General features: G+C 59.2%; 20 protein-coding genes. 12 read left to right on the forward strand and 8 right to left on the reverse strand.

All coding sequences use genetic code 11. From position 1 onward, the window contains the following. Positions 1–132 precede the first annotated feature (132 nt). Together NR114_RS07850 and NR114_RS07855 are read left to right on the forward strand one after the other, a co-directional pair. Positions 133–1356 (forward strand): MFS transporter, encoded by a 1224-nt coding sequence (locus tag NR114_RS07850; RefSeq protein ID WP_256814093.1) that lies wholly within the window; start codon positions 133–135, stop codon positions 1354–1356. Between the two features lie 5 nt (positions 1357–1361). Beyond that, the gene (locus tag NR114_RS07855; protein ID WP_041414248.1) at positions 1362–2246 is read left to right on the forward strand and encodes a siderophore-interacting protein; all 885 of its coding nucleotides are present in this window, start codon (positions 1362–1364) and stop codon (positions 2244–2246) included. A 9-nt stretch (positions 2247–2255) separates the two neighbouring features. Here the strand turns inward: NR114_RS07855 and NR114_RS07860 are convergent, their stop codons facing one another. From NR114_RS07860 to NR114_RS07885, 6 genes are all read right to left on the reverse strand, one after another. Further along, positions 2256–2546, reverse strand: a complete 291-nt coding sequence (locus tag NR114_RS07860) for a type II toxin-antitoxin system RelE/ParE family toxin (protein ID WP_256814092.1) — start codon at positions 2544–2546, stop codon at positions 2256–2258. Then, positions 2534–2812, reverse strand: coding sequence for a CopG family ribbon-helix-helix protein (locus tag NR114_RS07865; RefSeq protein ID WP_256814091.1), 279 nt, complete (start codon positions 2810–2812; stop codon positions 2534–2536). The genes NR114_RS07860 and NR114_RS07865 overlap by 13 nt, the downstream gene beginning before the upstream one ends. Positions 2813–2901: 89 nt before the next feature. Beyond that, positions 2902–3285 carry an oxalurate catabolism protein HpxZ gene (gene hpxZ, locus NR114_RS07870; protein ID WP_256814090.1) on the reverse strand — a complete coding sequence of 128 codons (384 nt, stop codon included), beginning with the start codon at positions 3283–3285 and terminating at the stop codon, positions 2902–2904. Between the two features lie 3 nt (positions 3286–3288). After that, positions 3289–4689, reverse strand: coding sequence for an AtzE family amidohydrolase (locus NR114_RS07875; RefSeq protein WP_256814089.1), 1401 nt, complete (start codon positions 4687–4689; stop codon positions 3289–3291). Next, positions 4686–4877 (reverse strand): oxalurate catabolism protein HpxX, encoded by a 192-nt coding sequence (hpxX, locus tag NR114_RS07880; RefSeq protein WP_115059989.1) that lies wholly within the window; start codon positions 4875–4877, stop codon positions 4686–4688. The genes NR114_RS07875 and hpxX overlap by 4 nt, the downstream gene beginning before the upstream one ends. A 27-nt stretch (positions 4878–4904) precedes the next feature. Continuing rightward, positions 4905–6491 (reverse strand): gamma-glutamyltransferase family protein, encoded by a 1587-nt coding sequence (locus tag NR114_RS07885; RefSeq protein ID WP_256814087.1) that lies wholly within the window; start codon positions 6489–6491, stop codon positions 4905–4907. 146 nt (positions 6492–6637) lie between these two features. On the opposite strand from NR114_RS07885, the gene NR114_RS07890 reads away from it, so the two are divergent. From NR114_RS07890 to NR114_RS07935, 10 genes are all read left to right on the forward strand, one after another. Next, on the forward strand, positions 6638–7477 hold the full coding sequence (locus NR114_RS07890; protein ID WP_020825346.1) for a MurR/RpiR family transcriptional regulator: 840 nt from the start codon (positions 6638–6640) through the stop codon (positions 7475–7477). Positions 7478–7695: 218 nt separating this feature from the next. Then, positions 7696–8487: a transporter substrate-binding domain-containing protein gene (locus NR114_RS07895; RefSeq protein ID WP_044548462.1), complete on the forward strand. Its 792-nt coding sequence runs from the start codon at positions 7696–7698 to the stop codon at positions 8485–8487. A 12-nt stretch (positions 8488–8499) separates the two neighbouring features. Beyond that, the gene (locus tag NR114_RS07900; protein WP_020825348.1) at positions 8500–9165 is read left to right on the forward strand and encodes an amino acid ABC transporter permease; all 666 of its coding nucleotides are present in this window, start codon (positions 8500–8502) and stop codon (positions 9163–9165) included. After that, complete coding sequence (locus NR114_RS07905) at positions 9165–9821, forward strand: amino acid ABC transporter permease (protein WP_046374437.1); 657 nt, start codon at positions 9165–9167, stop codon at positions 9819–9821. The genes NR114_RS07900 and NR114_RS07905 overlap by 1 nt, the downstream gene beginning before the upstream one ends. Then, positions 9802–10545 (forward strand): amino acid ABC transporter ATP-binding protein, encoded by a 744-nt coding sequence (locus NR114_RS07910; RefSeq protein WP_044548464.1) that lies wholly within the window; start codon positions 9802–9804, stop codon positions 10543–10545. Before NR114_RS07905 ends, NR114_RS07910 begins: the two co-directional genes overlap by 20 nt. Before the next feature lie 70 nt (positions 10546–10615). After that, positions 10616–11857, forward strand: a complete 1242-nt coding sequence (locus tag NR114_RS07915) for an alanine--glyoxylate aminotransferase family protein (RefSeq protein WP_020825351.1) — start codon at positions 10616–10618, stop codon at positions 11855–11857. Then, positions 11857–13131 carry an allantoate amidohydrolase gene (hpxK, locus tag NR114_RS07920; RefSeq protein WP_256814085.1) on the forward strand — a complete coding sequence of 425 codons (1275 nt, stop codon included), beginning with the start codon at positions 11857–11859 and terminating at the stop codon, positions 13129–13131. The genes NR114_RS07915 and hpxK overlap by 1 nt, the downstream gene beginning before the upstream one ends. Then, a complete protein-coding gene (uraD, locus tag NR114_RS07925; RefSeq protein ID WP_256814084.1) occupies positions 13112–13612 on the forward strand; it encodes a 2-oxo-4-hydroxy-4-carboxy-5-ureidoimidazoline decarboxylase in 501 nt (166 codons plus the stop codon). The genes hpxK and uraD overlap by 20 nt, the downstream gene beginning before the upstream one ends. Then, positions 13605–13940: a hydroxyisourate hydrolase gene (gene uraH / locus NR114_RS07930; RefSeq protein ID WP_020825354.1), complete on the forward strand. Its 336-nt coding sequence runs from the start codon at positions 13605–13607 to the stop codon at positions 13938–13940. The genes uraD and uraH overlap by 8 nt, the downstream gene beginning before the upstream one ends. A 37-nt stretch (positions 13941–13977) precedes the next feature. Then, entirely contained in the window at positions 13978–15330 is a 1353-nt protein-coding gene (locus NR114_RS07935; protein ID WP_256814083.1) for a nucleobase:cation symporter-2 family protein, read from the forward strand. Between the two features lie 39 nt (positions 15331–15369). On the opposite strand, the gene NR114_RS07940 is transcribed toward NR114_RS07935, so the two are convergent. After that, positions 15370–16143, reverse strand: coding sequence for an amidohydrolase (locus NR114_RS07940; RefSeq protein ID WP_256814082.1), 774 nt, complete (start codon positions 16141–16143; stop codon positions 15370–15372). After that, positions 16131–17291: a pyridoxal phosphate-dependent aminotransferase gene (locus tag NR114_RS07945; protein ID WP_048759722.1), complete on the reverse strand. Its 1161-nt coding sequence runs from the start codon at positions 17289–17291 to the stop codon at positions 16131–16133. Before NR114_RS07945 ends, NR114_RS07940 begins: the two co-directional genes overlap by 13 nt. Between the last annotated feature and the right edge of the window lie 48 nt (positions 17292–17339).

The following is a 17339-nucleotide window of genomic DNA, read 5'->3' on the forward strand; positions in this document are numbered from 1 at the left end:
CATTTCACTATTGAATCAATTGAGAATGATTCTTATATCAATAATATTTATTGTTATCAATCGTCGTATGATACAATTTTTCAATGAATTGAACATAACCTTATAATTTTATTAACGGTAAATTTACGTTTGATGCATATTTCATCTTCCCCTAAATCACCGCCAATAGCGAATACGTCTCCTTCCAACTGGCCGCTGGCGTTGTGCGCCGGGCTGCTGGGTATCGGGCAAAACGGCCTGCTGGTGGCGTTACCGGTGCTGGTCAGCATGACCCAGCTGTCGCTTTCAGTCTGGGCCGGGCTATTGACGCTCGGCTCGATGCTGTTTTTGGTGGGGTCACCCTGGTGGGGCAGGCAGTCTGAAATTCGCGGCTGCAAGTTCGTGGTAACCATGGCGTTAGCAGGGTATTTGTTCAGTTTTGCTTTACTGGCATTGGCGGTTTGGGGGTTGGCGGCTGGCTGGCTTTCATCGACGCTGGGGCTGGTCGGCCTGATTGCGGCACGCATTATCTACGGGCTGACGGTGTCCGGCATGGTGCCAGCGAGCCAGACCTGGGCGCTACAGCGTGCCGGCTATGAACAGCGTATGTCGGCGCTGGCGACCATCAGTTCCGGGCTGAGCTGCGGGCGACTGTTGGGGCCGCTGTGCGCCGCGCTGGCGTTGTCGATTCATCCGATGGCGCCGCTGTGGTTGATGGCGCTTGCGCCATTGATCGCCCTATTGGTGGTGTGCCGCCAGCATAACGATCCACCGCTGCCGCCGGTTGCCCATCAGCAAAACCGACTTCGCCTCAATATGGTGCCTTACCTGCTGTGCGCACTGTTGCTGGCCGCGTCGGTCAGCTTGATGCAATTGGGATTGGCACCGCATTTGACCGGTTTATTCAGTCATTCCGCCACCACTGTCAGTCATCACGTGGCGGTGTTGCTGAGCGTGGCGGCGGCCTGTACGCTGTTGGCTCAGTTTCTGGTGGTGCGCCCGCAGCATTTTAGCGCGTCGCAGCTGCTGCTGATTGCCGCAGTGCTGATGATAGTGGGACTGGGCCTGATGTGCGCTCAGCCTTTGGCGCTATTCTATGTTGGTTGCGCACTGGCCTCTTTTGGCGCTGCCATGGCGACGCCGGGTTATCAACTGATGTTGAACGATAAATTGTCTACCGGCAAAGGGTCGGGGGCCATTGCTACCAGCCATACGCTGGGTTACGGCCTGAGCGCATTGATGGTGCCGGTGGTGGCCAAATTTTATGGTGAGTCGCAGCTGATTGCGGCGGCTTTGACGATGGCGGTTCTGCTGGGGGGTATCAGCGGCTGGCTGTGGCGCCAGCACCGCATCAGTGCAAATTCTGCGGGAGAGTAACAAGTATGTCCGGCGCATCAAGCTACAGAATTTTTGATATCACACTGAAAATAAAAGAAAACGTATCACCTTCCTTGCTGCGTTGCGTTTTCGAGGGGCCGGATGTCCATCGCATGAAGCTGGAGGCGCCGGATCAGCGCATCAAACTGTTGTTCCCGGCCGAAGAGGGGCAGATCCTGCGTCTGGAAAACAGCGACGACTGGTATCGTGACTATATGGCGATACCGAAAGATCAACGCCCGGTGATGCGCACCTATACGCTGCGGGCGCTGCGTGCCGAACAGAATCAAATGGACGTCGAGTTTGTGCTGCATGGCGTGAACGGCCCGGCCTCGGCGTGGGCGACCCATGCCAAACCGGGGGATGTTATTCAAACCGTAGCCCCCAATGCCGATTTTGACGGTGACAGCGGTGGTTACGAATGGGTTCCCCCGAGCGAGCTGCAGCAGGCGCTGTTGATCGCCGACGAGACGGCGGTACCGGCGGCGGTAGGCATTCTGGAACAGCTGGCGCAGCGGGCCAATCCGCCGCGGGTACAGGCTTTCTTCGAGGTTCCTGTGGCGGGCGACTGCCTGAACATGGATCGCTTCCCATTCGCCGAGGTCTATTGGCTGCCGCGTGACGTCGGGCATCAGCAGATGCACGGTACGCTGCTGGTGGAGTCGGTGCGCCAACGGGTAAATATTCCCGAATCGGCGCGGACGCAAGCGCAGTCGCTGGCGGAAAACAGTTTGGGCGGCGATCTGCTGTGGGAACGAGCCGAAGGGGCGAAAAGCTTCTACGCCTGGGTTGCGGCAGAGTCTTCCGCGGTGAAGGCGCTACGCCGTTATCTGATTGGCGAACGCGATCTCGATCGCTCCACCGTTAACTTTATGGCGTACTGGTGTTGAGGGACCCGGTCAGTTACCGGCTTCACTTTGATGGCGCACTGCCAGCAGTACAGCGGTGCTGCCATCAAAATGATACAGGGCAATACAGCCGCTGTTGCCGAAATCGATCGGCCATTCCCTAAATTCAATTGCCATATCTTCAATGGGCCGACCGGCCTGAGGATGATGGGCCAGGATATTGATGCTGCTACGAATGGATGCCACGGCCTTTTGCCCAGCCTGGCGATCTTTGGCTGCCAGAAATTGGTACAGTCGCTGAATATCGAGCAGTGCGGCAGGCGTCCATATCAGTTGTGGCACTCCGGTATCTCCGTATCATCACCTTTTTCCAGATTAGCGAGCCAATGATCAGCCTCGTCTTGGGTCAGATGTTTACCATTGGTCTGATACGTTTCCCAGGCTTGCAGTGCGTCTTTGCGCAGCGCTTCGCGCTTTTCTTCTCGCTCGACGTATTCACGGATAGCCTCGCGCATAATCCAGTGCGCACTTCGCTGACGCGTGGCCGCGATTTGTTGCACCCGTTGCTTGAGCTCATCATCAATTTTTATCGATGCAGCCGTAGTCATAAGTAGCCTCAGTTAGCTAAAGGTAATACCTCTGCCGACTATAAGGCTCAACATGCCAGACTATCCATTTTTTGTGCGCCGGGTTTGCCTTAAGCCATCAAGCTCACGTGCGCGGCGACGATGCGCCAACCGCAGGGCAACTTGACCCAGGTTTGCATCTGGCGGCCAACGCTTTCGCTGCCGGGGCGGCGGAATTCGGTACTGGCGACGGCCATATCGTCACCGTAGGTGGTGATAACGGTGTTCTCCAATAGGCGATCCAACCCTTTGCAAGGACGCTGTTGGCGGAAGTCACGGATCTGATCGATGCCGTACAAATTCTCCGTCGCGCCGTAACGGACGGTACGACCATCGTGCCAAAACAACTCATCCAGCACCTCAATATCATTGCCGATCAGCGCCTGTTCGTAACGGTAAAAGGCGGCGTTCACCTCTGCCAGCACCGCCGGACGATCGATATACTCACTTTTCATCATTTAGTCCTGTTTTCCCGGTATAACACATCTTGCCACGCCACGTTGTTCCAGCGCATAGGCGGCACGCAGTGCCAGATCCTCTCGCCAGGGGGGGGCAATCAGCTGCAGGCCTATCGGCAGGCCAGAGTCGGTTTTCAGCGGCACCGTCACTACCGGCAGGCCGAGGAAAGAGACCGGCTGCGTCAGCATGCCCATACTGGCGCGGATCGGCAGATCCGTGCCGTTGATATGCATGGTTTCCTGGCCGATCGGCGTGGCGCTGCAGGGCGTCGCCGGGGCGATGAGGATGTCCCAGCGTTCGAACAGCGGCAGCACCTGTTGCTGAAAATGGGTACGAAAGCGCTGCGCCTGCACATACCAGGCGGAGGGCAGCATGGCACCGGCCAGCAGGCGTTCACGCGACAGCGGCTCAAAGCGGTTTGGCTGGCTGCGCAACAGCGGCAGATACTGATTGCCCCCCTCGGCGGCGCTGATGATGAACGCTGCCGACCGGGCCAATTCGGCCTGCGGAAATTCAACTTCAGCCACGGCCTCCAGTGCCTGCGCAGCCTGTCTTACAGCGGTTTTAGCATCATCGTTGCACCATTGCTGAAAATACCCGCCCAGCACCGCGCAGCGCAGGCCTTGTTGGCCACGGGGCAACAGCGATTCGGTTTGCGTGACCGGTTTATCCGCCTGAAAACGGTCTTCAATATCCGTGCCCTGCATCACGTCATACACCGTTGCCAGATCTCGCACCCGGCGGGCAAAGGGGCCGAGATGATCCAGACTGGCGACGAAAGGCTGACTACCGCTGCGCGACAGACGGCCAAAGGTTGGCTTCAGCCCAAAGATGCCGCACAGCGACGCGGGTACGCGTATTGATCCATTGGTGTCGCTGCCGAGGGAAAATGTCACCAGCCCGGCGGCGACCGCCGCTGCCGAACCGCCTGAGGAGCCACCGGCAATACGCGTGGTGTCGTGCGGGTTACGCGTCGCGCCGTAGTGGCTGTTTTCGGTGGTAAAACCGTACGCATAGGCGTCCATATTCAGCATGCCGGACAGCAAGGCACCTTGGCCGGCCAGTTTGCCGATCGCCCAGGCGTCTTGTTTGGCCGGCGGGTTATCGCTGAACAGACTGGCCCCCGCCAGGGTGGTTTCACCGGTGACGTCGAACAGGTTTTTTACCGCGTAAGGGATCGCCGCCAGGCTCGGCATTGGAAGACCTTTGGCACGTGCGCGATCGAGGTGATCGGCTTCGCTCAACATGCGTTCGCGCGTGATGTGGGTATAGGCGTTCAGCGCCGGATCCCGTGCGTCAATATTCTCTAACGTCTGTTGGGCAATCTCACGTGCAGAAATCGCACCTTGCTTCAGGGCCGCGCGGATCTCGGCGATCGATAGGGCACTTAACGAATTCATGCGCGATACACTCCTGCGATCTCCAGGCGTGGATCGAGCGGGAAGGCCATCAAGGGTTCCGCCAGTGCAGCAATGCGATTGAACTGGGTCAGCAGTTCCTGACGGCGCGCGTCATCCATTTCCAGCGCCAGTATCGCTTCCATTTGGCTGATATAGGCCGCCCAGTCGACGACAGGTTGGTTTTTCATTTTACTTCTCCCCAATAAAAATGGCGGCTAGAAGCCGGCGGCACTGCCGTTGCTGCGGGGATCGAAAGCCCCTTCAAGCATGCCGTTAGTATGGCGAACAATGGCGCCGGCATGGCCGACCGCTTCGCTAAAGTCCGGTAACAACTCCACGTCGTGGCCCCGTTGGCGCAGGTAGTCGACGGTTTCCGCGCTAAAGCGACCTTCCAGCTTCAGTGAGTCAGAGCTTTCACCCCAGGTGCGGCCCAGCAGCCAGCGCGGCGCACTGATCGCCTGCTGCAGCGGCAGGCCCTGCACCACATGGCGAACAAACACCGCCGCCTGGGTTTGCGGCTGGCCGTCGCCGCCCATGGAGCCATACACCAACGTGCGTCCGTCATACAGGCGAGCCGCCGCGGGGTTCAGAGTGTGGAAAGGCTGTTTGCCTGGCGCCAGTGCCAGCAGATGGGCGGCATCCAGGCTGAAGGACGCTCCGCGGTTTTGCCACAGCACGCCACTTTGCGGCAATACCACACCGCTGCCGAATTCGTGGTAAATGCTTTGGATAAAGGACACCGCCAGACCGCTGCTGTCCATCACGCCCATCCACACGGTATCGCCCGGCCCCTTGCCTTTGCCCCAGGCCGCGGCATGCTCAGGATCGATATGCTTGGCCAGCGCATCCAGGCGTTCTGTCGTCAGGAGTGCCTGCGGATCCTGCGTCATTTGGCGTGGATCGGTGATGAATTGGTCACGCAGACCGAAAGCCAGCTTGGTGGCCTCGACGATGCCATGCACCACTGCGCCTTCGCTTTTGCTGGCCAGGGGCAGGCGATCGGTCAAACCGAGGATTGCCAGCGACACCAGGCCCTGAGTGGGTGGGGTGAGGTTGAAGACTTCACCTTTCTGATGCTCAAGTCGCAAAGGCGTGCGCCGACGCGGCCGATAATCCGCCAGATCTTGGGCGGTGAGCGGCATGCCCAGCCGGGCCATATCGGCCGCCATGCTTTGCGCCAGTGGGCCGCGATAGAAGCTGTCCAATCCCTCTTCGGCCAGGGCAATCAGGGTATCCGCTAACTGTGGCTGGCAGAAACGCTGTCCGGCAAGGGGGATTTCCCCCTGCGGTAAATAAGTGCGGGCAAAATGTTCCACATCCGCCAGTTCATGATATTTGCTGCGTGTGGCGGCCTCCTGCGAGGCGGTAACCGGAATGCCGTCCGCCGCATAGCGAATGGCATCGGCCAGCAGACGCGGTAGCGGCAGCTGTTCGCCGCCCAGCTCGCCGGAATAGTCTAGCGCTTCACGCCAGCCGCCAACGGTGCCGGCAACGGTCAGCGCCGCCCTGGGTCCGCGATGCGGGATGTGGCTTTCACCGGCGTAAAAATCCAGCGTGGCTAAGGAACCGGCAGCGCCGCTGGCGTCGATCGCCACCGGATCGCCCTGTGGCGGCACAATCAGCCAGAAACCGTCACCGCCCAGGCCATTCATGTGCGGATAAACCACGGCGATAGTCGCGGCGGCGGCGACCATGGCTTCGATGGCGTTACCCCCTTCACGCAGAACCGCCAGCGCGCTTTCGCTGGCGAGGTGGTGAGGCGTGACGGCCATGCCCAATGGCGCGGTATTACTGTTAATCATTTCTTGGCCCTTGTTTGAGGTCAGCTTCTGTCTCAAAGACAAGCAAGAGGCGTTCCATGTTTTCTTCGGCGGTAATAAACGCTTGCCAGCGGGTAGATTGGCCGTGCTATGTTCCGCTGAAACAAAGGTTACAAGCAGGAGCAGCAATGAAGCAGATCGATGAACGCCTGCGCGGGGAATATTCGCAGCTTACGCCGCAGGAACAGCGGGTAGCCGATTTTATTTTCGATCACTTTGACGACCTGATCAGCTACAACAGCGCCGAGTTGGCGCGCCTGAGCGGCGTATCCAAAGCTACCGTCAGCCGCCTGTTCAAACGCCTGGGCTACCCAAGCTACCGTGCAATGCGTGATGAACTGCGCACCCTGCGCCAGAGCGGCATGCCGCTGACCGATAATCGTGACGCGGTGCAGGGCAACACCTTGTTGGCGCGGCACTACAAGCAGGAAATGGCCAACCTTACTCAGTGGGTGAACCATATTGACGCCGGCCAGTTCAATGCGGTGATCGCCGCCCTGGTGCAGGCTCGGCGTGTGGTACTGATGGGGTTTCGCAACAGTTATCCGATTGCCATGCACCTGCGCCAGCAACTGATGCAGGTACGTGAGCAGGTGTTATTGATGCCGCAGCCCGGGCAAACGCTGGCGGAAGAGCTGGTCGATTTGGACCACGGGGACGTGGCCGTAGTTGTGGCTTTTCGCCGCCGGCCGCGTCAGTTGCGGGCCTTGCTGACGCAGTTGCAGATTCAGCAGGTTCCGACGCTGCTGGTGTGCGAACCGCAGGCGCAGTCGCTGATCCCACTGGCGAACTGGCATCTGGCGGCACCGCTGGATAGCGTTTCCGCCTTTGACAGCTATTCTGCCGCCATGAGCCTGGCCAATCTGCTCAGCAATGCCTTGCTGCATGAGACGCTGACGCAAGGACGCCAACGGATCCATCAGATCGCCGATCTGTATGGCGATCTGGATGAGTTGGAACAGCGCTAATTTCCGCGCCATTTTGGTGCCTTCGCACTTTGATGGTGCGCATTTTTCTCCGTGATATCCCTTCCTCCTGCCACAGTCATGGCAGGGGAGTTTCCTCTTAGCCCCCTAACTCAAAGACAGCAAAGGTTAAGCTGGTTGACGCTCTTGATTGGCACATTAGTTGCAAAGTGATAATCAAAGAATCTTTTGTTTCATCATTTCACCATCGGGGATAGTCTATGAACTTCAAGAAAATCGGGGTAGCGGCGTTAGGGGCGGTGCTGTTGATGGCGCAGGCCACGTCGGTGATGGCGGATCAACTACAAGAAATCCAGCAGCGTGGCGTGTTGCGGGTAGCGGTACCGCAAGACTTCCCGCCGTTTGGCTCGGTAGGCACCGATCTGCAGCCGCAGGGTTATGACATCGATATGGCGCAGTATCTGGCCGACAAGATGAAACTTAAGTTGCAGCTGGTGCCGGTCACCAGTGCCAACCGCGTCCCTTATCTACAGACTAACAAAGTGGATTTGGTGATTTCCAGCCTGGGCAAAAACCCTGAACGCGAAAAGGCTATCGCTTTCAGCCGTGCCTATGCGCCGTTCTTCTTGGGGGTGTTTGGCCCTAAAGACACCGCGTTGAGCGATGCCGCTCAATTGGAAGGCAAGACCGTTGGCGTGACGCGCGGGGCGGTTGAAGACATGGTGTTGAGCGACACTGCGCCGAAGGGCGCGCAGATCAAACGCTACGAAGACAACAACACCACGCTGTCGGCCTACCTGTCCGGTCAGGTGCAATACATTGCTACCGGCAATCTGGTGGTGAGCGCTCTGGCGCGACAGAACCCGACCAAAGCGCCGGTGGCCAAGTTTATGTTGAAGGATTCGCCATGCTTCGTCGGCCTGCGTCTGGGCGAACCGGCGCTGAAAGCCAAAGTGGATGAATTGATTGAACAAGCGCTGAAAGACAACACCCTGAATGGGCTGTCGGAAAAATGGCTGAAAGCGCCGCTGCCCGCCCATCTTGGCGCGTAATGGGAGCACCCGATGACCTATCAGCTAAATTTTCCCGCGCTGTGGCCCTATCTGCCGGAGCTGTTGGCCGGTTTGCTAACCACGATTGAGTTGACGGCACTGGCCACCCTGATGGGCGTTGCGCTGGGGATTTTCGGGGCGGCGATCCGCAGCGGCAAAGCCAACCTGTTTAGCCGTGCCTGGGGGATTTACGTCGAGGTGGTGCGCAACACGCCGTTCGTGGTGCAGCTGTTCTTCATTGTCTTTGGTCTGCCGAGCCTGGGGTGGAAGCTGACCGCCGGGCAGGCGGCTCTGTTGGCGATGGTGATTAATCTGGGCGCCTACAGCACTGAAATTATACGCGCAGGCATTCAGGTGACGCCGAAAGGGCAGTGGGAGGCCGGGCGGGTGCTGGGCTTTAGCCGCAGCCAGACATTTTTGCGCATCGTGTTACCGCCTTCGCTGCAGCGCATTTACCCGGCGTTGGTCAGCCAGTGCATTATCGTCATGCTGGGCTCGTCGGTGGTGTCGCAGGTGTCGTTCGAAGAATTGACCTTTGCCGCCAACCTGATCCAGTCGCGCACCTTCCTCAGTTTTGAGGTGTATTTAGTGACGGCGTTGTTCTACCTGCTGCTATCGATACTGATGCGCCAACTGTTGCTGGCCGCCGGCCGCCGCTTTTTAGGGAGCCAGAACTGATGCTGACTTTTACCGACTGGGACATTGTGCGCAACCTGCTGCTGGCCGCGCGCTGGACGCTGTTGCTGTCGCTGACGGCGTTCTTTGGCGGCACACTGGTGACGCTGCCGCTGTTATTGCTGCGCCTGAGCAAGCGCCGGTGGGCGCTGCGTTTTGTCCGCTGTTATTCAGAGCTGTTTCAAGGCACGCCACTGCTGATGCAGCTGTTCCTGGCCTTCTTTGGGCTGGCGCTGTTCGGCATTGATGTTAGCCCCTGGGCCGCTGCGGCACTGGCACTGACGCTGTTTACCAGCGCTTTTCTGGTGGATATCTGGTCCGGCAGCATCGCCGCGTTGCCCAAAGGCCAATGGGAAGCGTCGCGCTGTCTTGGGCTGAGCTTCGGCCAGACCCTGGTGCGGGTAGTGGTGCCACAGGCGGTTCGCATTGCCATTGCGCCGACCGTCGGTTTTTCAGTTCAGGTGATCAAGGGCACCGCGTTGGCGTCGATCATTGGTTTTGTCGAACTGACCAAGGCAGGCACCATGTTAAACAACGTCACTTATCAACCCTTTAAAGTGTTCGGCCTGGTCGCGCTGGGCTATTTCCTGATGTGTTACCCGCTGTCGCGCTACAGCCATTATCTGGAGAGGAAGTTCCATGCCGCTCATCACAATTAATCAGGTTCAAAAATATTACGGCCAGAACCACGTGCTGAAGGGCGTGGATCTGGATATCGATATGGGCCAGGTGATTTCGATTATCGGCCGTAGCGGGTCGGGCAAGAGCACCCTGTTGCGCTGCATCAACGGGCTCGAGGGGTACCAGGAAGGCAGCATCAAACTGGGTGGCATGACCATCACCGACCGTGATTCGCAGGCGCGTGAGATCAGTCGCTCCATTGGCATGGTGTTCCAGAACTTCAATCTATTTCCCCATATGACCGCGTTGGAAAACGTGATGTTGGCACCGCGTCGGGTGCTGAAGAAAAGCCCGGCGGAATGCCGCGAGCTGGCGGAAGAGATGCTGAACAAGGTTGGGCTGGGTGAGCGGATGCATTATTCCCCGGCTAACCTTTCCGGAGGGCAGCAGCAGCGGGTGGCGATTGCCCGTGCGCTGGCGATGAACCCGAAGGTGTTGCTGTGCGACGAAATCACCTCGGCGCTGGATCCTGAGCTGGTGGGCGAGGTGCTGAAAGTCCTGGAGCAGTTGGCCAAAGAGGGTATGACGCTGATTCTGGTGACCCATGAAATGAACTTTGCCCGTGAGGTCGGTGACCGGGTGGTGTTTATGCACCAGGGCAAAGTGTGGGAGCAAGGCGACAGCCGCACGCTGTTCGCCAATCCGCAAACGCAGGAATTGAAACAGTTTATTGCTTCAGTTCGCGGCCTGTCCGAGGCGTGATATGCCATGGGACGCGTGCTGAGTTCTGAGTTCTGAGTTTACTGAGTTATTAAGCTGGTAAGGAATTAACATGTTGGATATTACCCAGTTCGATCAGATTAACCCGCCTGCCCGTCTGCTGATGGGGCCAGGGCCGATCAACGCCGATCCGCGCGTGCTGCGTGCCATGTCTAGCCAGTTGATTGGGCAGTATGATCCGGCGATGACCGGCTATATGAATCAGGTTATGGAGCTGTATCGCGCGCTGTTTCGTACCGAAAACCGCTGGACGATGCTGATCGACGGCACCTCCCGTTCGGGCATCGAAGCGATGCTGGTCTCCTCCATCCGCCCCGGCGACAAAGTGCTGGTGCCGGTGTTTGGCCGCTTTGGCCATTTGCTGTGTGAAATTGCCCGCCGCTGTCGTGCCGAAGTGCACACCCTCGAGGCGCCGTGGGGGGAAGTGTTCAGTGCCGATCAGATTGAAGATGCGATCAAGAAGGTACGTCCGCGTCTGCTGTTGACGGTGCAGGGAGACACTTCGACCACCATGCTGCAGCCGCTGGATCAACTGGGGGATATCTGCCGCCGCCACGGCGTACTGTTTTATACCGACGCGACTGCATCCTTCGCCGGTAACCCGCTGGAAACCGATGCCTGGGGGCTGGATGCGGTATCCGCAGGCCTGCAGAAATGTCTGGGTGGTCCGTCCGGCAGTTCGCCGGTCACCCTAAGCCCGCAGTTCGAAGAGATCGTCCGCCGTCGTAAGTGCGTGGAGCAGGGGATCCGCACTGCCGATCATGCCGACGGTGACGATGAGATGATCTACTCCAACTATTTTGATCTCGGCATGATCATGGATTACTGGGGCCCCGAGCGTCTGAATCACCACACCGAAGCCACCAGCATGTTGTTCGCCGCGCGCGAATGTGCCCGGGTGATCCTGGAAGAGGGGCTGGATAACACCATCGCTCGCCACAAGCTGCACGGCGCGGCGATGCTGGCCGGCATTCAGGGCATGGGGCTTGAGGTATTCGGCGATCTCGATAACCGCATGAACAACGTGTTGGGGGTGGTGATCCCGCCGCAGGTGCATGGCGAACAGGTGCGGCAGATGATGCTCAATGATTTTGCCATCGAGATCGGCACTTCGTTCGGCCCGCTGCAGGGCAAGATTTGGCGCATCGGTACCATGGGCTACAACGCGCGTAAAGACTGTGTGCTGCAAACCTTGACTGCGCTGGAAGCGGTGCTGAACCGTCTGGGTTTCGCCAGCAAGCAGGGGGAAGCGCTGCAGGCAGCCTGGAACACCTACGACGACGGGAGCCGGTGATGGCGTTGCGGTTAACCGTCCAGGAGGCGGAACAGGCGGCCGCACGGGTGATGGCGCGTTGCGACGCGCTGGCGGCGATCAGCGCTACGCCAGGCCAGCTGACGCGGGTTTATCTGTCGCCGGAGCATCGGCGCGCCAACCTGTTGGTAGGCGACTGGATGCGCAGTATCGGTATGCGGGTCTGGCAGGACGCCGTTGGCAATGTTTGTGGCCGCTACGAAGGTCAAACGCCAGGTGCGCCTGCGCTGTTACTCGGTTCGCATTTGGATACGGTGCGCAATGCCGGTCGTTATGACGGTATGCTCGGCGTATTGACCGCCTTGGAGGTGGTGGCGCATTTGCATCAGCAGCAGCGGCGTCTGCCGGTGGCGGTTGAAGTGATTGGCTTTGCCGATGAAGAAGGGACGCGATTTAGCGTCGCCCTGCTGGGCAGCCGGGGCATTACCAGCCAGTGGCCAGCCGAGTGGTTGGCGCGGACTGATGCCGAGGGCATCAGCGTGGCGCAGGCGTTGCGCGAGTTTGGCCTGGATCCGGCGGCGGTGGTTGAGGCGCGGCGAGCACCAGGTGATATCTGCGCTTATCTGGAATTGCACATTGAACAAGGGCCTTGTCTGGAGGCCGCCGATCTGGCTCTGGGCGTGGTGACGGCGATTAACGGCGCGCGTCGACTCCATTGCACCTTTAGCGGCGAGGCAGGCCATGCAGGCACCGTGCCGATGGGGCAACGCAAAGACGCCTTGGCGGCCGCGGCGGAGTGGATGGTGGCGGTTGAAGCAATAACCCGTACCCGCGATGAACATTTGGTGGCGACTGTCGGCTGTATCGAAAGTCTTCCGGGGGCGGTCAACGTCATTCCCGGTGAGGTGAAACTGTCGCTGGACGTTCGCGGCCCGCAAGATGGCCCGCTGGCGGCATTGCTTACGCAGCTGTTGGAACGGGCACAGGAGATCTGCGCACGTCGCGGATTAGGTTTTGCCAGCGAGGAGTTTTATCGCATAAACGCAACGGAATGTGATGCAGATTTGCAGCAGCGTTGGCAGCAGAGCGTGGCGGCGGTGCAGGGGCGCAGCATGGCTTTGCCCAGCGGTGCCGGGCATGACGCGATTGCCGTGGCGGCTTGCTGGCCGGTGGGCATGCTGTTTGTCCGTTGCGATCGCGGCATCAGCCATCATCCGGCCGAAGCCGTAAGCCAGGCCGATGTGGCGCTGGCTATTCAGGCCTACTGCCAGACGGTGGCCAGTTGGGAGAACACCGATGAATCTGCAGCAGTTTAATCAATTACCCGTGGCGGAAGCCGAGCGATTGCTGCAGCCCTGCGTGAACATTCCGAGCTGGATAGCTTCAGTGATTGCGGCCCGGCCGTTCAGCAGCAGCGATGCCGCGTTGGCGGTGGCCTGGCAGGCGGCGCAGCGTTGGCGACCTGAAGAGGTCAGCCAGGCATTGGCGCAGCACCCGCGCATTGGCGAACGTGCCGCAGGCCAGGGGAAAGAGGCGCAGTTCTCCAAGCGTGAACAGTCGGCGGTCAATGCCCGGGATCCGGAATTGGCTCAAGCGCTGCTGGTGGGCAACCGGCGTTATGAACAGCAATTTGGCCAGGTGTTTTTGATCCGTGCCGCCGGCCGAGATGGGCGAGCCATTCTGAGTGAGCTGGAACGACGCTTGAGCAACGACGTGGAGCAGGAGCGGCAGGAAACCGCCGAACAGCTGCGCGAAATCGTGATGCTGCGTTTTAAGGAGTTACTGAGCGATGAGTAATATCAGCACCCATATTTTGGATACCTCTCTGGGTAAACCGGCGGCAAAGGTGCGAGTCTGGCTGGAGTGGGAACAGCAGGGGCAATGGCGGGCGATAGCCGAAGGCACCACCGATGCCGATGGCCGCGCCCGTGAGCTAACGCCGGATGAGCTGCCCGCGGGGCATTACCGCCTGCATGCCGACGTGGGCGGTTACTTTACCGCAGACAATCGTGAAACGTTATACGCCACGGCGATCATCGATTTTGTCATCAAGGATGCGGCGCAGCATTACCATTTACCGCTGCTCATCAGCCCGTATTCCTATTCAACCTACCGGGGCAGCTAAACGCCCTTAGCGGTTAACCCGCATTGACGAGGTATCTATGGCTCTGTCTCAGGATAAGGGCGCGGCTTCGTGCTGCCCGGAAGATGAAAAACTGCCGCTGGTAAAAACCTTCGCCTACGGCCTGCAGCATATTCTGACCATGTATGGCGGCATCATAGCGCCGCCATTGATCATAGGTTCTGCCGCAGGGTTAGACGCCGCGCAAATTGGCCTGCTGGTGACGGCAGCGCTGTTTGTCAGCGGTTTGGCGACGTTATTGCAAACGCTTGGTGCGCCGGGTTTCGGCTCTCGTTTGCCGTTGGTGCAGGGCGTTTCCTTTGCGGGGGTCGCGACCATGGTGACCATAGTCACTGGCGACGGCGGGTTGCCTGCGGTGTTTGGTGCGGTGATCGCTGCGTCGTTGATTGGGTTACTGATCGCGCCGTTTTTCTCGCAGATTATTCGCTATTTCCCGCCGGTGGTGACCGGCACCGTGGTGACGGTGATTGGGCTGTCGCTGATGCCGGTGGCGGTACGCTGGGCGATGGGGGGCAACGCCAAGGCTGCAGATTGGGGATCAATCGGAAATATTGGCCTGGCGGCTTTCACACTTGCGGTTATTTTGTTGCTGAACAAGGTGGGTTCCCCGGCGTTAAAACGGTTATCGGTGCTGCTGGCGATGGCTGTCGGCTGTGTGGTGGCCGCGTGGGTGGGTAAGCTGAGCTTCGCTGCCGTAGACCACGGGCCTTGGCTGGCATTCCCTGCGCCTTTTGCTTATGGCTGGCCAACCTTCGAACTGAGCGCGGTGCTATCCATGCTGTTGATCGTACTGGTATTACTCACGGAAACCACCGCCGGGCTGATGGCCGTCGGAGAAATTGTCGGTTCGCCGGTGAATGCGCGCCGTATCGCCAACGGGTTGCGTGCCGATATGTTGTCCAGCGCCCTGTCACCGGTATTCAATTCGTTTCCGCAAAGCTCGTTTGCCCAGAATATCGGGCTGGTGGCGATCACCGGCGTGAAGAGCCGCTTTGTGGTCAGCGCCGGCGGGGCGATTCTGGTGCTGCTGGGGCTGTTGCCGGTCCTGGGGCGACTGGTGGCCTGCATTCCGCTGCCGGTCTTGGGCGGCGCGGGTGTGGTGCTGTTCGGCTCGGTGGCCGCCAGCGGCATCCGCACTCTGGCCAAGGTTGAGTATAAGGACAACATGAATCTGGTGGTGGTAGCAACGGCGATTGCCTTCGGCATGATCCCTATCGTGATGCCGACCTTTTACGATCAGTTTCCGAACTGGGTGCGTACTTTGCTGCATTCAGGCATCAGTGCCTCGTGCCTGGTGGCGCTGTTGCTGAACCTGTTGTTTAACCGCATTGGGGGGACAGAAGAAAAAGCGGCGGAAGAAGAGCTTTCCTGAAGCAACGGGCGCGGTGTACCGGTACCGCGCCCGAAATGCTTAATCGTGGCGCAGGAAACTGTCGGCATCCCGCCAGGCCGGGAAGGCACTGCGATAGCTTTGCAGGGTTTCCAGCGACAGTTCCGCGTCAAGCCTTGCGGCAATGCCGGGTTCCGCCTGCGCCAGCGTTTCGCCCTGCGGGCTAAGGATCAGGCTGTCACCGCTGTAGTTCAGACCGTTGCCGTCTTCGCCGACGCGGTTGCAACCGGCCACGTAGACCTGATTCTCAATGGCCCGTGCCGCCAGCAACGTTTGCCAGTGTTTGCTGCGCGGTGCCGGCCAGTTGGCGACGTACAGCGCCAGATCGTAATCCTGCTGGTAGCGAGACCAGACCGGAAAACGCAGGTCGTAACAGATTTGCGGCAGGATGCGCCAGCCGCGCCATTCGAAGATTTCACGCCGTTTGCCTGCCTGATAGTGCAGGTGTTCACCCGCCATGCGGAACAGGTGGCGCTTATCGTAGGCATGCACCCGGCCGTTGGGCTCCACCAGCAGGAAACGGTTAACCGCGCCCTCGGCGGTTTTCAGCGCCACGCTGCCGCCAACCAGCGCGTTGTTTTTGTTCGCCCAACAGTGCAGCCAGTCAATCACCTGCTGTTCCGGCAGCGCACTTTCCCCGGCATCCATGGCAAAACCGGTAGTAAACATCTCCGGCAATACGATCAGATCGCGGCCGCTTAAGGGGGCCAGCAAGGCGTCAAAATGTTGCAGATTGGCTTGGCCATCTCGCCACACCAGGGGTTGCTGCAACAGGGTAATTTTTAAAGTCGACATAACCGCTCCGCAGCTGCATCCAGTGTGGCATCCTGTTTAGCGAAGCACAGCCGGATCAATTTATGAGGGAAAGGATCGGCACAGAAGACCGACAGCGGGATCGCCGCCACGCCTACGTGCTCGGTTAACCAATGACAGAATGCCACGTCGTCCAGATCCGAGACCGCGCTGTAATCCGCCAGTAAGAAGTATGTCCCTTCGCAGGGTAAAATTTCCAGTCGGCTACTGGACAGCGCCTGCACGAAACGGTCGCGCTTGGCGCGGTAAAACGCAGATAGCTGCTGCCAGTGTTCCGGTTCGCTGCGCAGCATATCGGCCAGCGCCAACTGTGCCGGGGTGTTAACCGAGAAGGTCAGGTACTGGTGTACCTTGCGCACTTCCGCACTCAGCGCTGCCGGGGCGACGCAATAACCCACTTTCCAGCCGGTCATGTGGAAGGTTTTGCCGAAGGATGACACCGCAATGGCGCGTTGGCGCAGCTGCGGGTGGGCCAGCACGCTGGCATGCCCCCCTTTGGCGAAACAAATGTGCTCATAGACTTCATCGCTGAGCACATAGATTTCACGCTCGCTAATGGCATGCCACAGCTGTTGCATATCTTCCGCCTGCCAGGCGGTGGCGGAAGGGTTGTGCGGCGTATTGAGGATCACCAGGCGGGTGCGTGGCGACAATAATTCTTCGAACTGTCGCCAATCGACGCTAAAGGCCGGCGGCTGCAGTGCAATGCGTTTCAGCGTACCGCCGGACAAGGTGACCGCCGGCGCATAGCTGTCATAGCTGGGATCGAAGCAAATTACTTCATCTCCCGGACGCACCAACGCGCTGATGGCGGCGAACAGCGCTTCGGTAGCCCCAGCAGTGACGGTAACTTCGGTGGTCGCGTCCGGCAGCCAGCCATACAGCGCCGCCGTTTTCTCGGCGATGGCTTCGCGCAGGGGCGCGACGCCGGTCATCGGTGCATATTGGTTTGCGCCCTGGCTGACATGCCAGGTCAGACGCTCTTTCAGGTAGTCCGGGCCATCGAAATCGGGGAAACCCTGAGACAGGTTGATTGCCTGATGCTGCGCTGCCAGCGCGCTCATCTGGGTGAAAATGGTGGTGCCCAGAGCGGGCAGTTTGCTTTCGGGAATCAATGCTGAAGTGCTCATAGCAGGCTAATACTCCTGGCGCTTATGTTGCCGTCAATATAACACGAT

This window comes from Serratia sp. Ser99, assembly GCF_024519545.1.
Taxonomy (GTDB): domain Bacteria; phylum Pseudomonadota; class Gammaproteobacteria; order Enterobacterales; family Enterobacteriaceae; genus Serratia; species Serratia liquefaciens.

Bases quoted from the DNA above. Each gene is read 5' to 3' on its own strand.
- hpxZ (WP_256814090.1), bottom strand. From the start codon at position 3,285: ATGAAAAGTGAGTATATCGATCGTCCGGCGGTGCTGGCAGAGGTGAAC.
- hpxX (WP_115059989.1), bottom strand. From the start codon at position 4,877: ATGAAAAACCAACCTGTCGTCGACTGGGCGGCCTATATCAGCCAAATG.
- NR114_RS07945 (WP_048759722.1), bottom strand. From the start codon at position 17,291: ATGAGCACTTCAGCATTGATTCCCGAAAGCAAACTGCCCGCTCTGGGC.
- NR114_RS07900 (WP_020825348.1), top strand. From the start codon at position 8,500: ATGACCTATCAGCTAAATTTTCCCGCGCTGTGGCCCTATCTGCCGGAG.
- NR114_RS07855 (WP_041414248.1), top strand. From the start codon at position 1,362: ATGTCCGGCGCATCAAGCTACAGAATTTTTGATATCACACTGAAAATA.
- NR114_RS07905 (WP_046374437.1), top strand. From the start codon at position 9,165: ATGCTGACTTTTACCGACTGGGACATTGTGCGCAACCTGCTGCTGGCC.
- hpxK (WP_256814085.1), top strand. From the start codon at position 11,857: ATGGCGTTGCGGTTAACCGTCCAGGAGGCGGAACAGGCGGCCGCACGG.
- uraH (WP_020825354.1), top strand. From the start codon at position 13,605: ATGAGTAATATCAGCACCCATATTTTGGATACCTCTCTGGGTAAACCG.
- NR114_RS07850 (WP_256814093.1), top strand. From the start codon at position 133: ATGCATATTTCATCTTCCCCTAAATCACCGCCAATAGCGAATACGTCT.
- NR114_RS07935 (WP_256814083.1), top strand. From the start codon at position 13,978: ATGGCTCTGTCTCAGGATAAGGGCGCGGCTTCGTGCTGCCCGGAAGAT.
- NR114_RS07910 (WP_044548464.1), top strand. From the start codon at position 9,802: ATGCCGCTCATCACAATTAATCAGGTTCAAAAATATTACGGCCAGAAC.
- NR114_RS07940 (WP_256814082.1), bottom strand. From the start codon at position 16,143: ATGTCGACTTTAAAAATTACCCTGTTGCAGCAACCCCTGGTGTGGCGA.
- uraD (WP_256814084.1), top strand. From the start codon at position 13,112: ATGAATCTGCAGCAGTTTAATCAATTACCCGTGGCGGAAGCCGAGCGA.
- NR114_RS07885 (WP_256814087.1), bottom strand. From the start codon at position 6,491: ATGATTAACAGTAATACCGCGCCATTGGGCATGGCCGTCACGCCTCAC.
- NR114_RS07865 (WP_256814091.1), bottom strand. From the start codon at position 2,812: ATGACTACGGCTGCATCGATAAAAATTGATGATGAGCTCAAGCAACGG.
- NR114_RS07875 (WP_256814089.1), bottom strand. From the start codon at position 4,689: ATGAATTCGTTAAGTGCCCTATCGATCGCCGAGATCCGCGCGGCCCTG.
- NR114_RS07915 (WP_020825351.1), top strand. From the start codon at position 10,616: ATGTTGGATATTACCCAGTTCGATCAGATTAACCCGCCTGCCCGTCTG.
- NR114_RS07895 (WP_044548462.1), top strand. From the start codon at position 7,696: ATGAACTTCAAGAAAATCGGGGTAGCGGCGTTAGGGGCGGTGCTGTTG.
- NR114_RS07890 (WP_020825346.1), top strand. From the start codon at position 6,638: ATGAAGCAGATCGATGAACGCCTGCGCGGGGAATATTCGCAGCTTACG.